Source organism: Nocardiopsis akebiae, from assembly GCF_018316795.1.
GTDB lineage: Bacteria > Actinomycetota > Actinomycetes > Streptosporangiales > Streptosporangiaceae > Nocardiopsis > Nocardiopsis dassonvillei.
This window is the reverse complement of record NZ_CP074132.1, coordinates 2,865,713-2,883,189: the sequence shown is the minus strand read 5'-3', so window position 1 is coordinate 2,883,189 and position 17,477 is coordinate 2,865,713. Positions and strand designations below refer to the sequence as shown.

The following is a 17,477-nucleotide window of genomic DNA, read 5'->3' as shown; positions in this document are numbered from 1 at the left end:
GGCGCTCGGGTCGCGCGGCCGTCCTGCTCGCCCCCCGCCGGGGTCGGCGGAGTGGAAGGCGCACGGCCGGTCCGCTACCCGGAGGGGTCCGGTCGGCGGGGCAGGGCCGGGGCCCCCGGGCCAGGCCCAGAAGGAGTCGGCCCGGCTGCTCGGCGCGTTGGAGGAGACCGGTTTCGCGGGGTGGACCGTCATGGAGTACGGGGAGAACCGAGTACGTCAGCGGGGGCGACGGACGATCCCCGCCGTCCCCGCCGACGCGCCTCGGGCCCCGTCCTCAGGGCAGCTGGTCCAGGAACCAGGTGGACAGCTCCTCGGTGACCAGGGTGTGCATCTCGCTCTGCGAGGCGAACTTGACGGCGTGGAAGGGCGTCTCCTCCAACTCCTCGTCGCTGATCGGCGTGTACAGGTCCTCGCGGGTGGCGGGCTCCCGCAGGGAGACGGCGCTGCCCGCCGGGACGAAGCAGTGCTCGCGGACAGGGTTGTCGACCTTGAAGCCCAGCCAGGTCGGGAGAGCGTTCAGCGCGGTGGCGAGGATCCCGAAACCGGGCAGGGTGCCGCCGGGCGCGCCGTCCATGTCGGGCAGTTCGCTGGTGCGGACCTCCCGGGTGGGCAGGGTGACCACCCGGAGCTTGGCGGCAAGCTGGTCGTCACCCTCGGGCTGGGTGCGCAGCTCGGTGCCGGTGACGGCCAGCCCCTTGCCCTTCACGGCCTCGACACCGGGGGCCACGCCGTTGCCCGCGCCGCTGACGGGACCGTTGGAGAGGGCGATCAGCCGGGGCTCCCGGGGCCAGTTTCCGACCTCCTCCAGCGCGCGCAGGAACTCCTGGCGCCGCTCGCTGGTGGCGGGCTTGTCCTGCCAGCTCGCGATGTGTTTACACAGGAGTTCCTGGGAGGCCGGGCTGTTGATCTGGTCCGAGAAGCGGTCGTCGAGCCTCCTGATGTAGTGCGCGAACGCCTGCAGGGAGACGGGGACCCAGGCGCCGGTGTGCGGGCTGTCGTAGGAGAAGTAGAGCTGGGCCTGGTGGTCGATGCCCATCGTCTCCATCTTGGCGAGGGCGTACCGGGCGACCAGCCCGCCCATGCTGAAGCCGCCGACGGCCAGCGGGTGGTCGCCCACGCGGCGGTCGACCGCCTCGGTGACGGCGGCCATCACCGCCTCGGCGTTCTGGAGAATGGAGGCGCTGCGCTCGTGGTAGCCGATCAGGACCACGTCGCGGTCCTGGCGGCGCATCTCGCTCAGTAGCGGGTACGGGCCGTACTCCAGATTGTCCCAGGTGAAGTCGAGGTCGCTGGGGCCGACGCTGAAGCCGTCCGCGATCAGGACCGGACGGGTGAGCCGTTCGTTGCCCTCGCCGTAGTAGACCCAGGCGGTGCCGTAGGGCAGGTCCCAGACGTCGCTGGGCGGGGGTGGGATACGGTCGCTGGCACGCGGGGCGGGCGCCAGGATGATCGGGGGCGCGGACCGCAGGGCTTCGGCGGCCTGCTCTTCGGTGGTGCTCACAGACGTCCCTTCGTCCCGGGCGGGTGCCTGTCGCCCGCCGAGTCCCAGCCATCCTTGCCCTCCGTGCGCGGATTCGCGGGAGAACAGGCACTCAGCGATCGATTACCGGCGCAGGGCGTGCCGTTGGCGGTGGTATGGGCGGCTCCGGAAGCCGCGCCGGCGGGGGACCCGGCCGACCGCAGAGCCCCCTTGTGGCCCGACCGCGTCCGCGCCCGATGATTTCGGGCGGCAAAGCTGTGCATGGCGACAGCCGGGGCGTTGCGGGGATACCGCTGTCGGTCACGACGACCGAGGGGCGTGAGCAGGCCAGCAACAGCGCGCTGTTCAGGCCCGTGTCGCGACGGGCGGTATTGCGCGGCGGGCAGCAGGCCGGGGCACCTTATTGCGCAGTACGCAAGAAGCTGTGCGCTAGGGGCATGGCGGGTCTACGGTGAAGCCATGACCACACCGAAGATGCCCGCAGAACACGAAGCCTGGCGCCGGAGCCGGTGGGAGGAGATCGCCGGAGCCGACGGCAAGGCCAAGGTCGTCGTCACCGCCAGGGTCACCGGCCCGGGTCCCCACACGATCCCCGGGGTCCCCGGCCAATGGCGCACCACCGCGGCAGGAGCCCTGACCGTGACGGCCGAGGCCGCCGACGGCGTGCGGATGGCTGACAGCCCGGTCGACGGAACGGTCCCCGTCCCCTCCGGCAGCTCCCTGCGGTTCCCTAACGACCGAGTCGGCTTCGCCAGCGGATCGGACGGCTCCTACGGCCTGGTCGTCATGGACCAAGGCCGCATCGAGCGCACCGGACTCACCGGCATCGACACCTTTCCCTACGACCCCGCCTGGGTTCTCACGGGCCAGTACCGGGCAGCTCCCGAAGGACGCCGGATCGAGGTGCCGCGGCTGACCAGCCCGCGCAGCACCGAAGCCATCCTGGCCCCCGTCGACCTGGTCGTGACCATCGACGGCACCGAACACGTCCTGGCCGTCCTCCAGGACTTCCCCGATCAACGGCTGATGATCTTCACCGACGAGACCAACGGCGATTCGACGCCGACGATCGGCCGCTGGCTGATGCTGCCGCTACTGGAGCCCGGCAGCACCCTGACGGTCGACTTCAACAAGGCGACGCTCTCGTACCACCACCTGAATCCGGACGTGTTCGTCTGTCCGCTCTCACCGCCCGGCAACCACCTGCCGATGCGCGTCGAGGCCGGCGAGCGCGCCCTGGTTCACGCCGCCACCGGCCAGAACTGACACGACCCATCCCTGCCAGAACCCGTCAACCCATTCACACCGAAGGAAGACCCGTATGAGCCAGGACCTGAAGGACAGGGCCATCAGATACCTCCGCGCGCTGGAGAACCGCGACTGGAAGAGCGCCCGGGGCCTGTGCGCCGAGACAGCCACCGTCTGGCACAACGACGGCAAGGGCGAGCAGTCCATCGAGGAGAACATCGCCGGAATGGAAGGACTGATGGCCTCCATCGAGTCGATGCGCTACGACGTCCTGCGCCAGCTCTCCCAGCCGGGTGAGGTCCTCCAGCAGCACGTGATCCACGTTGCCACCACCAGCGGCACGCGCGGCGAGGTCCACGCCGCGGTCTACTTCGGTTTCGACGACGCCGGACGGATCAGGCGCATCGAGGAGTACGCCAACTTCGTCCCCGTCGGCGACCAGGAAGGCTGACGGCGGCGGCCAGCACACGCCCCTCAACGTCGCGACGCACAGTGCGCGGCGCGGCGTTGAGGGGCGCCTTCGCTCACCGCCGTCGCTGAGGGCGGCAACCGGGTGGAACCATCCCCGCGTGCGCGGGGCTCACCGAACACGTTCCCGAGGAGGGGCGCCAACCCCGGTCCATCCCCGCGTGCGCGGGGCTCACGCCTACGAGCGGTTCGCCGGGGTCCGCCGAATCGGTCCATCCCCGCGTGCGCGGGGCTCACCTCGCACCGCTCCTAGACGTCGGCCTAGGCGGCGGTCCATCCCCGCGTGCGCGGGGCTCACTCCAGGTCAGGCACCCGCACGCCCGTGCATTCCGGTCCATCCCCGCGTGCGCGGGGCTCACCGGAAGCGCTCTCGGAAGTCGTCTCCGGCGACGGTCCATCCCCGCGTGCGCGGGGCTCACCGAAAGGCCCTCCAGAGCGGATCTGGAGGGCCGGTCCATCCCCGCGTGCGCGGGGCTCACCCCGTAGATGCTGGCGAGTTCGCCGCGGCGGGCGGTCCATCCCCGCGTGCGCGGGGCTCACGTCGCGCTCCAGCAGTACTACCTGGCTCGCGGCGGTCCATCCCCGCGTGCGCGGGGCTCACTTTGCTGATGACGTCGCATACAAGCCGCGCGTCGGTCCATCCCCGCGTGCGCGGGGCTCACGTACTGCCGCCACTGCTGGGGCCCGGTCTGGTCGGTCCATCCCCGCGTGCGCGGGGCTCACTGTTCCTCGGTGGCTGGCAAATACCACGCTGGAGGTCCATCCCCGCGTGCGCGGGGCTCACAGGTGACGATGGGTCCACCAGAAGCAGCCGGGCGGTCCATCCCCGCGTGCGCGGGGCTCACAAAAGAGCCCTCCGAGAGCGCCCAGAACTCGCCGGTCCATCCCCGCGTGCGCGGGGCTCACGCTTAACGACCTGCGAAAACGCGGACCGTTATCTCCCCGCAATCTTCTCTGAGAGATACAAGCCACCCTCGTGGCCCGCGTGCGTCCATCCTCACACAATAGGAGCCAAGGAACTGCTCCAGCGTTCGATCAAGCTCCTCAGCCGGGACGAACGGCAGACATGAAACGAGACGAGTAGTACGGCCCCTCAACGGGCTCTACGCGGATGGTCGCACCCGCACGAGGAGCGTTGTGCGGGTCCGCCCGCCCGTCGTCGTTGCCGTCAGCACCGAACTCCGCCCACCAGGTGGGCAGGGGTTGGGTGACGCCGAAAGCCGAAGGAAGTCCGGCTGACAGCAGGCGCACAAAAGGCTCACGGACGGCGAGCAGAACGCGGGCGAAGCGCTGGCAGGAAGCTGACACAAGGCACCCAGTTGCAGGATCGGAGTAGGCAACCTCTTCTGGGCGGCTGTCCGCCGATAGCTCCAAGAAGAGCTCTGAACAGCGATGACAGTGTTCGCGGGAGTGCTGACAGTGGAGTCGGTAGACGCTGTCAGCAGCCGCTTTGTCGGGCCATGACCGAATTCCTGGGGACGGCGAATGGCGTGCGCTGACACCAATAACTCATGCCCTCGCCGGTGCCATCGAGTCACCTCCCTCTGACCTCGGCCTGCGCACCTCCGTGCACAGCAACGAAGGAGAGGTAGCCAGATGACTACAAATATAGATCTTATTTTGTGGCTATCTTTGCATATATGATGACGCCAGACCTCCCAGGAAGGGCGTTATGGCAAGCAGCTACGAAGAACTCAGCAAGGTCGTCGAGGACAACGGCGGTATTGCCGCCACCCCCATGTCCACCCTCAGACTCATCAACGGAGCCGCCCGGCTGGGCCCTGGTGTATGCGCCACCATCAGCAAGGAACTCCAGAAGCACGGCCTCGGCCATATCCCCAGCAAGCTGCCCGAGTCCTCCATCGAAGAAGTACGCGTCTACAGGCTCGGCACGCAGATCGCCGACACGGTCGACGCGGTTCTGCGTCCCTCGCACGGAGGGGACGAGGTGCTGCGCACTGCTGGAGGCGCTGCCGCTGACCAGATCGCCCGTATCAAAGCCATCATCAACGAGTAGTCGGACTACGCAATGCCCGCTCCCAGCGGAAGAGGGGAGCGGGCGTTCTCTCGTCAAGCAGGCGACCTGCTGTAGTCGCTCATCGACTCGCCGGTTTCTTCGTCGAGGAAGAGCGCAATAGAGCTCCGGCCTCCGAAGCGGACGGCGTCGTGGCCGATCGCCGAGCCGATCCCCGGGGCCGCGAAATCGCGGCAACCGCACCGAACCCTTCCCCCTGGTGGTCAGGCATCGAGGTCGGCCGCGGCGATGACGTGCGCGGGCGGTGACTGGATTCCGAGCGCTCGTGCGATAGCCGGGATCTCCGGATCCGCGAGGAACCTGTCGTAGTCCTTCGCGTCCCAGTCGAAGACCGACCACACCCGGTGGGGATCGTCGGGATCGAAATAGGCGTGAGCGCCCCGACAGCCGTACTCCCGCCGCTTCTCCGCGCCGGTGGTGGCGAAAACCTCCAGGAACCGATCGGGGTCGGCGACCCTTGCGATGGTGACGATCACGGCCTGCCTCCCAGACGTCGCAAACGGCTTGTCACCGTCGGCCGGCACCGTAGAACCTCGACTTCGACTGAGGTCGAGTGCTCGCGCCAGCACCGGACACGGCGGCCGCCCTCAGGCCTTCCTCGCCTCGGGAACGCCGGGGGCCGCGGGCTCCTTCCAGCGGCCGGTCGAGAGGAAGTCCTCCAGCACCTTGGTGTACGGCTTCAGGTCGAGCTTGAGCTGCTCCTCGACCCACCTGTCGTCGTAGTAGTTGTGCATGTACCGCTCGCCCTGGTCGCACATGAGCATGGCGACACTGCCCTTCTCCCCGTCGGAGAGCATTTCAGCGATGATCCGCAGCGCGCCCCACAGGTTGGTCCCGGTCGAGGGCCCCGCGCGGTGGCGCAGCCGGGAGAGGAGCAGGCGCATGGCCGCGATCGATGCGGCGTCGGGCACCGAGATCATCCGGTCGACGACCGCGGGCAGGAACGAGGGCTCCACCGTCGGACGCCCGATCCCCTCGATCCGGGAGGGCTTTCCCTTGATCCAGGTCGATGGGTCCTTGGGCCACTGGCTCTTGGGACGGCCCTCGTTGGTCGTCCAGTTGGGGAAGAACGCCGAGTTCTGCGGGTCGACCACGCACACCCGGGTGTCGCGGCGGCTGAAGCGGATGTGGCGGCCGATGGTCGCGCTCGTGCCCCCGGTGCCCGCCCCCACCACGATCCACTTGGGGTCGGGATGGCGCTCCTCTGCGATCTGCCGGAAGATCGTCGCCGCTACGTTGTGGTCGTCGCGGTAGTCGTAGGCTCGCTCGGCGTAGGTGAACTGGTCCATGAAGTGGCCCTTGGGGGACTCCGCGGCCAGGCGGGCGGCCTCCTTCTCGATGTCGCCGTCGGGCCCGGGGTTCCTGACCTCTCCCCCGTAGGACTTGATGAGCTCCACCTTCTCCCGGCTGGTGCTCTCGGGCACCACGGCCGTGAACTTCAGCCCCAGGAGCTTGGCGAAGTAGGCCTCGGAGACCGCTGTGGAACCGCTGGAGGCCTCGAACACGTGCGTGCCGGGTTCGATCCACCCGGTACACAGCGCGTGCAGGAACAGCGCACGGGCCATGCGATGCTTCAGGCTGCCGGAGGGGTGGACGGACTCGTCCTTGACGTAGAGGTCGATGCCCCACTCCACGGGGAGCGGGAACTGGAAGACGTGCGTGTCCGCCGAGCGCGTGGCGTCGGCGTGCAGCAGCCGGACCGCCTCCTTCACCCAGGCCCGTTTGCGACTGTCGTAGTGGTCGACGATGCGTGTGGTGACGGCGGCGGTGTCCTGCTGGCTCTGTGTCGTGGTCATGAGCCGGAGCTACCCCGCGCAGGTCACAGGGACCGGCGCGGAGGAGAAATCGCTGCTCAGGCTTCCGATTCCGTCCTGTTTCCCTGTCTTGGTCCCCGGCTTCGGGAACGGTTTCGGCTCCTCCGCTTCGAGCAATCGGGGAGGGCCGCCACACGGCAGCACCGACCACGGCCCTCCCATACGAAGGAGCGGCGATCGCGTCCGTCCACCGCCGGCGGAAAGCCGGGTAGAGCATGGCCGGAAACGGCCACACCACACCCGAACTGGCACAACAACTGTGCGGTGCTGGCCCGACACGCGCCGCGGAGCCCGTTCGTCACCGGGCCCGTGCATGATCGGGGCCATGGAACGCTGTGACTTCTGTGAACTCCCCATCGGTGGCGGCTGCGCGTGCTCGCTCGTGCGCGAGGCCCGAAACCCCCGCGTCCAGAACGGTGGTTCCTCCCTGGGCGACGCGCACTTCCCCGGGAAGACCATCCTCATCTCGCCGCGCGGCGTGGCCCACCGCCCGGGCTGCCTGCACCAGTCCGACTCCGAGATCAAGGCGCCGCTCTGGGGTTGGATCCCCGAGCCCGAACCGCAGCTGTGGCGCCGCCTCAGCGAGGGCTCCCCCGCCCGGGCGACGCACGGCAACACCGAGCGGGTCGCCACACGCCGCTGCCAGAGCTGCGACAGCTGAGGAAAGAGGTGCCCGTGACCGCCGGTCACCAGCGTCCGCCAGTCCTGCCCCGTCCGGTCACCGGTGTGTTCGTCCGCCAGATCATCCATACCGCGTGCCCCGGCAGCTTCGCCGTCGTGTGGCTGGACGCGCTGCCACCCGCGGAGGACGTGCTGTCAGACGAGGGTGTGGAGTTCGTGGACGACCTGCCCGCCGTGTGCCACCGGCCGGGGGAGCCGCTGCCCGCGGAGTTCACCGAAGCGTTCGCGAACGGGTTCCGTCAGGGTTGGCGATCACGGGGACGGGGTGTACCTCCCTACACCGTGCGCGTCGTCCTGCGGGACGCGGTCTGGCACGAGAACGACTCCAACCACTGGAGCTTCGAGCAGGCGGGGCGCGTGGCCGCCCGCGAGGTCCTGGACTGCGTGCGCGAGGGCCGTTCCCCCCGACCGGCCGGACGGCCCGTCCGGCCCGGCTCCTCCATCCCTCCGCTGCCCAGGACCCTGCCGTCCTCCACCGGTTCCGCGTCCGCCTGAACCGATCGGCCCGTCAGGACCGAGCCTCCACAACGCGGGAAACCTTCCGTGATCGCCGCCGCCCATCCGGCGGGACACCACCACCCCGCCGATGGGCTCGGTCGGAAAGAAGAGGTCAGAGGGGCGGCCAGTTGCGCAGGGCGGCGTCGGCCATCCGCTGGAGTTCGTCCCGGTCGGCGCCGCTGATGGCCTGGACGGAGATGCCGTTCGCCATGGTCATGAGGTAGCGGGCGAGCACTTCCGGATCGGCGTTCGGGGGGAGGTCGCCTTCGTCGACGGCCCGTCGGAACCGGTCGCGAAGGCATGAGAGGTTCTCGACGCGCCAGGCGCTCAGGGTGTCGCGGGCGGGCGGCCCGAGGTGGCTGGTGGCCAGGAAGCCCTGGACACCCAGACATCCGGCGGGGCAGTCCGGCCGGGTGGACACCGCAATCGAGCCGTTGAGGTAGGCCGTGGCCACCTCCCGGGCCGTCGGCTCCTCCAGCGCCCGGGTGCCGTAGGAGGCCGGACCCTCGGCGTAGCGCTCCAGGGCCTTGCGGAACAACTCCTCCTTGTTGCCGAAAGCCGCGTACATGCTCGTCTTGGTGATGCCCATGGCGCGGGTGAGGTCGGTCAGGCTGACACCGGCGTAGCCGTGCTCCCAGAACATCACCATGGCTCGTTCCAGGGCCTCTTCGGCGTCGAATCCCCTCGGCCGGCCCACCGGCGCTCTCTTGATGCCCTCCACACCCGGCATCCTACCACTTCTGTACCGATCGGACTGGAAGTGATGTAGCCTCATTCTGTTCCGATCGGAACATAATTCTGTGGAGGCCAGACATGCAGAGACTGAAGGACAAGACCGCCGTCGTCACCGGTGGAGGAACCCGGGGTATCGGCCGGGCCACGGCCGCGCGACTGGCGGCCGAGGGCGCGCACGTGTTCATCACCGGGCGGCGCAAGACCGAGCTGGACGAAGCCGCCGAGGTCATCGGCTCCGCGGTCACCGCGGTACCGGGCGACATCACCGACCCGGTCGACCTGGACCGGCTCTACGCCATGGTGCGCGAGCGCGGCCGGGGTCTGGACGTGCTGTTCGCCAACGCGGCCGCCGCCTCGTTCGCGACGCTGGAACAGACCGCCGAGGAGGAGTACGACCGCATCTTCAACGTCAACGTCAAGGGCACGCTCCGCACCGTGCAGAAAGCGCTGCCGCTGCTCAACGACGGCTCCTCGGTGGTTCTGAACGCCTCCACCACCGTCGATCGCGGCACAGCGGCCTTCGGCGCGTACGCGGCCTCCAAGGCCGCGATCCGCTCCTTCGCTCGGACCTGGGCCAACGAGCTGAAGGACCGGGGGATCCGGGTCAACGCGATCTCACCGGGGCCGATCGACACCTCCGGCATCACCGAACTCGCCGGCGAGCAGAACGCCGCGGCCTTCCGGGAGGGCCTGGTCGCCGACGTGCCGATCGGTCGGATGGGCCGCCCCGAGGAGGTCGCCGCCGCCGTGGCCTTCCTCGCCTCCGCGGACAGCAGCTTCCTCCTGGGCGCCAACTTGTACGTCGACGGCGGCGCGAACCAGATCTGACAGCGCTGTGTTCGGCGGTAGACCTCCCGATCGAAGTCGGGTGGTCTACCGCCAGCCGTTTGAAGGTTTCAGGGGTCGGCCTCTTGGTCCTCGCACCCAGGAATGATGGATGGTGCACTGGGTGCGTGTGGTGTGCAGGATCTGTCTGTTGGCCCTGGAGATGTAGGCCTTGTCCAGGGACAGGCTGTCCAGCGGGTGCGGGTGCGGCGGCATCCCACATCTGGGGATCCCGCAGCCCCCCGCAGAATGTGAGCAGAGCTTCCTCGCCATCTCACTTCGCGGTGTTTTCTCCCCAGAGCCAGTCGGGTTCCAGATTGGCTCCGACCGTCTCGCTCAGGGTCCCCTTCACCAAGGGAAGAAGGCAGCACCGGGCGACCCTGGGGTGGGCGCCCGCGTCGGGGCAGATGAGCACAGCGAGGACACGCAACTGGAGGGCGAGGGCCTTCGGGTCGGCGTTCAGGAACCATTGGAAGCACTTCCAGAGAAACCCCAGAGCCGCCTTCGCCAGCTCTGTCCGTACCCGCCCCCACTCGGGAGGGTCCCCCTCCGCGAAGAGCGCTTCTCCGGCGGCCGCGGGAACCCTGTCGAGCTGGTCGGCGCCCCGGTCCAGGACGTTCGCGATCTCGGTGAGCAGATCGCACCAGAAGTGGCCCACCATCGCGCTACCGTAGTCCGCGAAGGCGGGATCCTCCTCAGCTCGCTCGGCGGCGTACTGACGAAGACCACCGTCGAAGACCTCGGAGTGGAGTACGTTCCCGAGCCGACGGACCCGGTCCCGTGTCCTCTCCTCGTCCGCCAACCAAGCAACCAGCGCCGCGACGGCGACACCGCCTCCGGCCTGCCGAAGGTACTGGGTCGGTGCCCGGCGACCGTTCTCCCTGTGCCGCCTGCTCTGTTCCCACCACACCTGATCGGCCGATTCACGGAGAGCCCCGACTGCCTCCGGCGGGCCCTCCGCACGTCTGAGGTGCCCGATCCATCCGTGCTGGCTCCCTCCACAGGCGGTACAGACACACCTGGGTTTCATCGCCTGCTCACAGCGTTCACTGTGCTTCACGGAACCTCCGGGAGAGAGCAAGAGGGTAGCCCTGGGCTCGACAGGCCGCTCCCCACCATGCCTCTGTAGTGGTGGAACCCGGTACCCCAGGAGCGGTCACTCTCCTGTGTCCGTGGGGGCAGAAGTCCCTGCTCCACGGGGAAGACGAACGGGAGAAGAACGAACAGCTCAGGGCCAGAGCGGCGTCCCGGACCGGACACGACAAGCCCTACCGTCGGGGGTCTCCGCGCCTGCTTGGTCTCTCCAGACTGGAATGGGGCTCGCCGTCCGGACCGGTCCCTGATCAGCGCGAAACGCCCCCCGGAGGCTGCCGTCCTTGGCCGGATGTGGACACACGTGAACGCACCCGTCCCAACCAGGTTTTTCGCTGAAACAGCCCCGCTGACACCTGTGGACTCCCTAGCCACGGGCGAATACACGCAAATACATCCTTCACAATGTCGGATATGAAGGCATTTGTCGGCGTTACTGACAAGGCCTGGGCCGACTTCCTCGCTCAGCGCCCCCACCTGAATGAGATCAACTTCTGGCGCCCCTCCGGGAAGAGCTTCCACAAGCTCGCACCCGGAGACCCGTTCCTGTTCAAGACCAAGAAACCGCATGACCGGATCGTGGGCGGCGCCGCCTTCAGCGGGTTCGCGCTCGTCCCTCTGTCCGAGGCCTGGGCGGCCTTCAAGGAGGGCAACGGAAGGAAGGACCTCGCCGAAGTACGCGAGGCGATCAACGGGTACCGCGCGAAGAACAAGATCCCCCGCATCGACCCCGAAGAGGATCCGCTCATCGGCTGCATCATGCTGCGCGACCCGGTGTTCTTCCCCGAGGAGGAGACCTTCAGCCCTCCCCCCAGCTGGGCCTACAGCCTCGTTCAGGGCAGAAGTTACGAGGACGTCACCGAGCCCGGGCACGCCGACTACTTCGCTCCCATCGTCAAGCGTGTACTCGGCCAGAAACCCGCGGTGGCCCTCGCCGAGGACGAGCACGCCGTGGCGGCCACCTGGGAACACCACGGCCCGATGTTCGGCGAGGCCCGGCCCACCCGTCGCCGCATGGGGCAGGAGGCTTTCAAGCTCGCGCTTTTGGACGCCTACGAGGGCCGGTGCGCCATCACCGGCCAGCGCGTACGCCCGGTGCTGGAGGCCGCCCACATCCACCCGGTGGCCGCAGGCGGCCTGCACCGGCTCGACAACGGCATACTGCTGCGCGCCGACGTTCACAAGCTCTTCGATGAGGGCTACCTGTCGGTGTCACCGCGTTTGGAGGTCCGGCTCAGCCCCCGCCTGCACAAGGACTTCCCCGAAGCCGGGGAGTACACCGCCCTGGAGGGCAAACCGGTGACCGTCCCCCGGAACAAGGCGAACCGCCCGTCCCCGGGTGCTCTGGAGTGGCACCTGAGCAAAGTCTTCAAGGCAAGGTGATCCCTGAGATCACAGCGGGGACGCCCTCAGGCCTTCCTGGCCCCTGTGTAATGCCGGGAGAGTGATGCCCTGCGTCCCTGGTCGTCCCTACGGGACGCTCCCGGTGAAGTCCGTTATGACGGGTCCATGCCGACACGGAGCTGGGGCGGGACCGAAGACCCGCCCCAATGCTGTACGTCAGATGGCCGCGATGAGGCTACCGAACGCGGAGAGCGCCCCGAGAAGGGAACCTCCAGCGATGAGGAGGGCCAGTGGCCAGCTCTTCTCGGCTTCGCGGGCGAGTGGACTTGGGCCCAGGCCGCCTTCGACTTCGAAAGGCGACTGTTGGGTTTGGAACCGCCTCCTGCGGGGCCGCCGGAGCTGAACGCACCACCGCACGGGCGTTCAGAACCGGAATCCGAAGAGCCCTCCGTGCTCGGAGTCGTCGAGCCTGGGCTCGATCGCGTAGGGAGCGGAATCGAAACCCATTCGCTCCGCTTTGGCGAGGTCGTCGGAATTCATGGTCGCGATGTACTGCATCCCCTCGTCCCTGGTCACCTCGGCCGCCAGCTCGAAGGCCCTGGCCACCTGGCGTTCGTCCACCCCGTCGTAGAGCTTGCTGTCGTGGACGAGGAAGTCGGGTCCGCGTCCCGCCCGGTGAGCTATGACGGCCCAGGTCAGGTCGAAGCAGAACATCTTCATGTTGGAGATGCCGGTGCTGTCATCGGCGTCCAGCGTCAGCGTGATCTCCAGCTGGTTCTTCTGTCCTTGGAAGGAGAGGTGCGGAATGCGCGCGTCGCCGTACAGGCGGCGGGCGAAGCGGTTGAACAGGTTGTTGGCCTGGTCATACAGCTCACCGCGCTCGTCGATGTCGGCCTGGACCTCCTGTTCCAGGGCAAGCTTCTCCTGTTGGATCTGGTTGCGGCTCTGTTCCAGGGTCCGCGCCGCACTGAGCCTTCTCCGAAGCAGCTCCCTGTGAGCCTGCTCCCGTGCCAGGGCCCCCTGCATAACGGTCAGTGTGTCGAGCGCCCCGCCCTCCTTGAGCGTTCTCAGGAGTTCGGCCTGCCGCTCCCCCAGGGCCACGCGCTCGTTCTCGTTCTCGTTTAACCCCTGCCGCAGCCGCACGGCCTCCTCGTCCAGGTACTGCCTGCGGTTGCGCACGACCCCCTGGTGGAACTCCTCGACCTGTTGGAAGCGGGCACGCACCTGGTCGCCGAGCAGGATGTTCAGCTCCGCGTAGGCCTGTTCCAGATAGCTGTGGTCCGGTTCGGTGGCCTCTTCGAGGGAGCGTTCGATGTCCTCGAGGTTGCGCCGGTCGACGATGTCGGCCTCACGCAGTTTGCGGATCCTCGCGTCGATCCGTTCGGCCTCACGGCGGATCTCCTCGTACTCCGGTACGACCTGAAAGGCGGAGATCTGCGCGTTGAGTTCGGTGATCCGCTGTTCGACCGCGGCCAGTTGGCCGCGGAGGTCCCCCGACCTGCCGACGATCTCGCTCCACACCGGATCCTTCGAAGCCTGTCCGAGGTTCTTACGCGTCTGTTCCCGCTTCGACAAGTCGGCGTAGCGCATGGCAAGGGCCCAGTCGAGCCCCAGCAGATAACAGAGGTTGGCTGTGGCTTGGTGCTTGTTCGCCCTCGTGTTCGGGCGCAGGGGATCGACGAAGCCGTCCGCCTCAGTCCTGCGCATGGAGAAGCCCAGGAGCATTCTCCCGCTGAGTCCCTTCTCCCTGTCGGACTCCCGGATCCCGAAGAGGTCCCGCTCGATGACGCCGCGCCATTCCGTGAGTGTTGGCGGCCGCTCCACCGAGAAGAGCGCGGTCTCATCACCGCTGAGGAGGTTCGGATCGATCAGGACTTCGCTCGGTTTGGCTCCGGTCCGCCGTACTGACAGCTGACTGTCCAGGCCGGGCCAGTCCATCGTCAGTTCGAACGTGGTCCCCCTGTTCTCGGATCGGGTGACCAGACGGGTCTCCTTGGCCCCCAGAAGGAACTGGAGAAGTTCCACGGCGCTGGTTTTGCCCACGGCGTTGCGGCTCTGCTCGTCCGTTGACGCGACCGTCCGGTCGGCGATCAGGAGGTTGAGCCCGGGGCGGAAGATGACACGGCGGAACCGAGGATCGTCGGCGCCCAGTTCACGCAGCATCGGCGGCCTCCCGGAAGACGAGGACGTCGTCGCGCAGTTCCACAGTTCCGAGGGCGTAGAGCACTGTTTCGTGCCTGGTTTATTGGAGGCTCGGAACCAACGCTTCGTCCTCTGTTGACCCGGCCCGCTGCCCGTAGAAGCCGTCTTCGAACTCGGCCGGCGGGACCAAGCCGATCTCGCCGTGCAGACGGCGGTGGTTGAACCAGTCCACGTACTCGGCCACCGCGATCTCCACTTCGTCCAGGTTCCTCCACGGGCCCCGGTTGCGGATCAGCTCGGCCTTGAACAACGAGTGGAACGCCTCGGCCAGAGCGTTGTCATAGGAGTCGCCGGTGGTGCCGACCGAGGCCACCGCTCCCGCCTCGGCCAGGCGCTGGGTGTAGCGCACCGCCAGATACTGCACTCCGCGGTCGGAGTGGTGAACCAAGCCGTCGATGCGTCGGCCGACATGGGACCGGTTCCACACCGCCATCTCCAACGCGTCCAGGGCCAGGTCGGTGCGCAAGGACTTCGACACCTGCCAGCCCACGACGCGGCGGGAGAACACATCGATCACGAACGCGGCGTAGACCCACCCGGCGAAGGTGCGGATGTAGGTGATGTCGGCGACCCACAACCGGTTCGGAGCGTCCGCGGTGAACGCCCTCTCGACCAGGTCCGGCCTGGTGTCCGGGCCCGGGGCCGGGGTGGTGGTGCGCGGGCTCTTGCCGCGGGTGATGCCCCGCAAACCGGCTTGGCGCATCAGCCGGTGAACGGTGCAGCGGGCCACCCGGTGGCCTTGGCGGTTGAGTTCGGCGTGGACCTTGCGCACCCCGTAGACGGCGTAGTTGTCGGTGTGCACCTGCCGGATCTTGGCGGTGGTGGTCTCATCGGTGCGCGAACGCAGCGACGGGGCTCGGCTCTTGGCCGCGTAGTAGGTGGACGGGGCGATCTGCAACACCTGACAGATCGGCTCGACCCCGAACTCCTGCCGGTACAGGTCGATGTAGGCGACTACCTGGTGTGTGGGCGGTCGAGCTCCGCCGCGAAGAAAGCCGACGCTGACTTCAGGATCGCGTTCGCCCGGCGCAGTTCCCGCACCTCGCGTTCGAGCTCGGCGATCTTGTGGGCCTGGTCGGTGGTGGTGCCGGGCCGGGTCCCCTGGTCGATCTCGGCCTGGGTGACCCAGTTGCGCAGCGTTTCGCGGTTGATGCCCAACTGGTCGGCCACTCGGGCGATGGCCCCGTCGCGGGTGGTCGGGTTGCGGCGGGCGTCCACGGCCATCCGGATCGCTCGTTCGCGCAGCTCAGGCGGGTACTTCCTCGGTGCTGGCATGACTCTCATCCTTCCCAGGTTTGAGAGCCTCCATCACACCCGGCACGAAACAAACCCTGGTCGCGGCAGGCGAGGCGCAGGCCGGTGCGGGTGCGCTGGCAGGTCAGGGTGTAGACGCCGAAGGGCTGGCCCGAGCGGGAGTGGCGCAGGGCGTTGTTGGCGAGTTCGCTGCCCAGCAGGGTGAACAGGTAGCGGTAGTCGCGGTCGCGTTCGGCGGCGCAGGTACTCAGGAACGCGCGCACCAGCGGCATGTACTGGACCGAGCCGCCGAAGTCGTAGCGGCGCGTCTTGTAGTGGGCGCGGTCGGACCGGCCGGTGAAGTAGTGGCGACACCGGGGCGGAACCAGCTCAGCGAGGGGCACGGTCACCTCGGGCAGCGCGGGCATGGGTGCGGTTGCGGGCATGACGAACAGACTCCTTGCACGTGTGGAGTGACAACGGGGATTCGGTGTGCCCGCAGGTGTGAGACCTTCGCGTTTCCCGATCAGCGGGAAGGGGCACGGCGTAGCCTGACCACCAGAGACTCTGCGTGAAGCCTTGGTCACCGAATACACCTTCAAGTTAGTAGTGAATCTCACTACCGTCAAGCAACTGAAGGAAGATTCACCAGGAAGAGATACACTGTCACCATGCAGCGCCCTCACAGCCCCACCCTCCGCCGCCGACGCCTGTCAGCTGAGCTCAAGCGAGCTCGCAATGAAGCGAATCTGACCACTACACAGGTGGTGAAGACGCTCAAGTGGGCAGCTGGCAAGCTGAGCAAGATCGAGACCGCCGAGACACAGACGATCAAGGCTGACGATCTCGACAAGATGCTGGATCTATACCAGGTCACCGAACCCGACAAGCGCGAGGCTCTTCACGCTCTCGCCAGGGACGCCAAGGTTCGGGGCTGGTGGTCGAAGTACCGAGAGGTGTTCGGGCCTCAGTCACTCCCGGACTTTGAAGCGGAGGCATCCGCCATCCGCACTTTCGAGGGGCTGGTGATCCCCGGCCTCCTCCAAACACCTGACTACGCCCGCGCCGTGTTCCAAGGTGGTCGCTACACCAGCACGGAGGAGAGCGAACGCCGGGTCAGAGCCCGAATGGGACGACGCGACATCCTGACGCAATTCAAACCTGCAAGCCTACGTGTCGTCCTGGATGAAGCGGCGCTACGCCGTGTGGTCGGTAGCCCTGAGGTCATGGCTGAACAGCTGCAACACCTGCTTCACATGGCCAAGCTTCCCAACATCGATCTTCAGGTAGTGCCCTTCGACTCAGGTGCGCATGCCGCATTTGTCGCCCCGTTCAGCATCTTGGACTTCCCGGACCCACTTGATGCCTCGATCGTGTTCGTGGACACCGCCTCAGGTGGCCTCTTTCTGGAAGAATCGGACGAAGTAGAGGCACACAGCGTCACCTTTGGTGACGTCCAAGGCTCCGCGATGAGCGCGGCACAGTCCGCCAGGGTCATTACAGAAGTTCTAGAAGCCCTAGAGAGCAAACCATGAACGACGAGCTGATTTTCAAGAAGAGCAGCTACAGCAGCGCGCAGAGCCAGAACTGTGTAGAGGTTGCCCACATCCCCACGGGTTTCCGGAAGAGCAGCTACAGCGGCCGCGATCAGAACTGCGTCGAGGTCGCCGACCTGCCCTGCGGCGCGGCCGTCCGGGACTCCAAGCACCCCACCAAGGGCCACCTCCCCTTCCCCGCAGCCGAGTGGGACGCTTTCCTCTCCATCGCCCGCAACTGACGGCTGGCCCCGCAAGGACACGTTGGCCCCGGCACCTGGAGTCTC

16 protein-coding genes, 1 pseudogene, 1 CRISPR repeat array and 1 other annotated feature are annotated in these 17,477 nt (G+C 67.5%); of the genes and pseudogenes, 9 read left to right on the top strand and 8 right to left on the bottom strand.

Annotation, left to right across the window (positions count from 1 at the left end; translation table 11 throughout):
- Positions 1–274 precede the first annotated feature (274 nt).
- Positions 275–1,501, bottom strand: coding sequence for an esterase/lipase family protein (locus KGD83_RS12365; RefSeq protein ID WP_212643901.1), 1,227 nt, complete (start codon positions 1,499–1,501; stop codon positions 275–277).
- A 438-nt stretch (positions 1,502–1,939) separates the two neighbouring features.
- On the opposite strand from KGD83_RS12365, the gene KGD83_RS12360 reads away from it, so the two are divergent.
- The 3 genes from KGD83_RS12360 to KGD83_RS12350 all read left to right on the top strand — a co-directional run bounded on the left by KGD83_RS12360 (position 1,940) and on the right by KGD83_RS12350 (position 5,213).
- Positions 1,940–2,746 carry a DUF1684 domain-containing protein gene (locus KGD83_RS12360; RefSeq protein ID WP_212643900.1) on the top strand — a complete coding sequence of 269 codons (807 nt, stop codon included), beginning with the start codon at positions 1,940–1,942 and terminating at the stop codon, positions 2,744–2,746.
- 55 nt (positions 2,747–2,801) lie between these two features.
- Positions 2,802–3,179 (top strand): nuclear transport factor 2 family protein, encoded by a 378-nt coding sequence (locus KGD83_RS12355; protein WP_212643899.1) that lies wholly within the window; start codon positions 2,802–2,804, stop codon positions 3,177–3,179.
- Between the two features lie 104 nt (positions 3,180–3,283).
- Positions 3,284–4,102: direct repeats of the CRISPR family, unit length 29 nt; unit sequence CGGTCCATCCCCGCGTGCGCGGGGCTCAC.
- A 766-nt stretch (positions 4,103–4,868) separates the two neighbouring features.
- On the top strand, positions 4,869–5,213 hold the full coding sequence (locus tag KGD83_RS12350) for a hypothetical protein (RefSeq protein ID WP_212643898.1): 345 nt from the start codon (positions 4,869–4,871) through the stop codon (positions 5,211–5,213).
- Positions 5,214–5,434: 221 nt separating this feature from the next.
- On the opposite strand, the gene KGD83_RS12345 is transcribed toward KGD83_RS12350, so the two are convergent.
- Together KGD83_RS12345 and KGD83_RS12340 are read right to left on the bottom strand one after the other, a co-directional pair.
- Positions 5,435–5,707 (bottom strand): antibiotic biosynthesis monooxygenase family protein, encoded by a 273-nt coding sequence (locus KGD83_RS12345; RefSeq protein WP_212643897.1) that lies wholly within the window; start codon positions 5,705–5,707, stop codon positions 5,435–5,437.
- A gap of 111 nt (positions 5,708–5,818) precedes the next feature.
- Positions 5,819–7,027 carry a PLP-dependent cysteine synthase family protein gene (locus tag KGD83_RS12340; RefSeq protein ID WP_212643896.1) on the bottom strand — a complete coding sequence of 403 codons (1,209 nt, stop codon included), beginning with the start codon at positions 7,025–7,027 and terminating at the stop codon, positions 5,819–5,821.
- A gap of 343 nt (positions 7,028–7,370) precedes the next feature.
- Between KGD83_RS12340 and KGD83_RS12335 the strand changes: the two genes are divergently transcribed.
- Together KGD83_RS12335 and KGD83_RS12330 are read left to right on the top strand one after the other, a co-directional pair.
- The gene (locus KGD83_RS12335; protein WP_212643895.1) at positions 7,371–7,706 is read left to right on the top strand and encodes a hypothetical protein; all 336 of its coding nucleotides are present in this window, start codon (positions 7,371–7,373) and stop codon (positions 7,704–7,706) included.
- Positions 7,707–7,720: 14 nt separating this feature from the next.
- A complete protein-coding gene (locus tag KGD83_RS12330; protein WP_212643894.1) occupies positions 7,721–8,221 on the top strand; it encodes a hypothetical protein in 501 nt (166 codons plus the stop codon).
- A 115-nt stretch (positions 8,222–8,336) separates the two neighbouring features.
- Here the strand turns inward: KGD83_RS12330 and KGD83_RS12325 are convergent, their stop codons facing one another.
- The gene (locus tag KGD83_RS12325; protein WP_212643893.1) at positions 8,337–8,954 is read right to left on the bottom strand and encodes a TetR/AcrR family transcriptional regulator; all 618 of its coding nucleotides are present in this window, start codon (positions 8,952–8,954) and stop codon (positions 8,337–8,339) included.
- Between the two features lie 83 nt (positions 8,955–9,037).
- Here KGD83_RS12325 and KGD83_RS12320 point away from each other — a divergent pair, with 83 nt between their 5' ends.
- A complete protein-coding gene (locus tag KGD83_RS12320; protein ID WP_212643892.1) occupies positions 9,038–9,787 on the top strand; it encodes an SDR family NAD(P)-dependent oxidoreductase in 750 nt (249 codons plus the stop codon).
- A gap of 271 nt (positions 9,788–10,058) precedes the next feature.
- Here KGD83_RS12320 and KGD83_RS12315 read toward each other — a convergent pair whose 3' ends face one another.
- On the bottom strand, positions 10,059–10,844 hold the full coding sequence (locus KGD83_RS12315; RefSeq protein WP_249352302.1) for a hypothetical protein: 786 nt from the start codon (positions 10,842–10,844) through the stop codon (positions 10,059–10,061).
- Positions 10,845–11,290: 446 nt separating this feature from the next.
- On the opposite strand from KGD83_RS12315, the gene KGD83_RS12310 reads away from it, so the two are divergent.
- Complete coding sequence (locus KGD83_RS12310) at positions 11,291–12,259, top strand: HNH endonuclease (RefSeq protein ID WP_249352301.1); 969 nt, start codon at positions 11,291–11,293, stop codon at positions 12,257–12,259.
- A gap of 384 nt (positions 12,260–12,643) precedes the next feature.
- On the opposite strand, the gene KGD83_RS12305 is transcribed toward KGD83_RS12310, so the two are convergent.
- The 3 genes and pseudogenes from KGD83_RS12305 to KGD83_RS12295 all read right to left on the bottom strand — a co-directional run.
- Entirely contained in the window at positions 12,644–14,383 is a 1,740-nt protein-coding gene (locus tag KGD83_RS12305; protein ID WP_212643890.1) for an ABC-three component system protein, read from the bottom strand.
- Between the two features lie 79 nt (positions 14,384–14,462).
- Positions 14,463–15,697 (bottom strand): IS3 family transposase gene (locus KGD83_RS12300; protein WP_249351898.1). Its coding sequence is split into 2 segments (ribosomal slippage): positions 14,463–15,418 and positions 15,418–15,697, totalling 1,236 coding nucleotides; the frame shifts between segments, so codons are not numbered across the junction.
- Positions 15,306–15,419 (bottom strand) — a sequence feature (AL1L pseudoknot). Its footprint overlaps the gene before it by 114 nt.
- A 53-nt stretch (positions 15,698–15,750) precedes the next feature.
- Positions 15,751–16,101 (bottom strand): annotated as a pseudogene (locus KGD83_RS12295) (ATP-binding protein); the annotation flags it as partial.
- A 225-nt stretch (positions 16,102–16,326) separates the two neighbouring features.
- Between KGD83_RS12295 and KGD83_RS12290 the strand changes: the two are divergent.
- Together KGD83_RS12290 and KGD83_RS12285 are read left to right on the top strand one after the other, a co-directional pair.
- Positions 16,327–17,190 carry a helix-turn-helix domain-containing protein gene (locus tag KGD83_RS12290; protein ID WP_212643889.1) on the top strand — a complete coding sequence of 288 codons (864 nt, stop codon included), beginning with the start codon at positions 16,327–16,329 and terminating at the stop codon, positions 17,188–17,190.
- Positions 17,187–17,432 carry a DUF397 domain-containing protein gene (locus KGD83_RS12285; protein ID WP_212643888.1) on the top strand — a complete coding sequence of 82 codons (246 nt, stop codon included), beginning with the start codon at positions 17,187–17,189 and terminating at the stop codon, positions 17,430–17,432. Before KGD83_RS12290 ends, KGD83_RS12285 begins: the two co-directional genes overlap by 4 nt.
- Positions 17,433–17,477 lie beyond the last annotated feature (45 nt).

Coding starts and splice junctions, on each gene's coding strand:
- KGD83_RS12285 (WP_212643888.1), top strand. CDS start 17,187: ATGAACGACGAGCTGATTTTCAAGAAGAGCAGCTACAGCAGCGCGCAG.
- KGD83_RS12335 (WP_212643895.1), top strand. CDS start 7,371: ATGGAACGCTGTGACTTCTGTGAACTCCCCATCGGTGGCGGCTGCGCG.
- KGD83_RS12320 (WP_212643892.1), top strand. CDS start 9,038: ATGCAGAGACTGAAGGACAAGACCGCCGTCGTCACCGGTGGAGGAACC.
- KGD83_RS12360 (WP_212643900.1), top strand. CDS start 1,940: ATGACCACACCGAAGATGCCCGCAGAACACGAAGCCTGGCGCCGGAGC.
- KGD83_RS12355 (WP_212643899.1), top strand. CDS start 2,802: ATGAGCCAGGACCTGAAGGACAGGGCCATCAGATACCTCCGCGCGCTG.
- KGD83_RS12325 (WP_212643893.1), bottom strand. CDS start 8,954: ATGCCGGGTGTGGAGGGCATCAAGAGAGCGCCGGTGGGCCGGCCGAGG.
- KGD83_RS12350 (WP_212643898.1), top strand. CDS start 4,869: ATGGCAAGCAGCTACGAAGAACTCAGCAAGGTCGTCGAGGACAACGGC.
- KGD83_RS12290 (WP_212643889.1), top strand. CDS start 16,327: ATGCAGCGCCCTCACAGCCCCACCCTCCGCCGCCGACGCCTGTCAGCT.
- KGD83_RS12310 (WP_249352301.1), top strand. CDS start 11,291: ATGAAGGCATTTGTCGGCGTTACTGACAAGGCCTGGGCCGACTTCCTC.
- KGD83_RS12340 (WP_212643896.1), bottom strand. CDS start 7,027: ATGACCACGACACAGAGCCAGCAGGACACCGCCGCCGTCACCACACGC.
- KGD83_RS12305 (WP_212643890.1), bottom strand. CDS start 14,383: ATGCTGCGTGAACTGGGCGCCGACGATCCTCGGTTCCGCCGTGTCATC.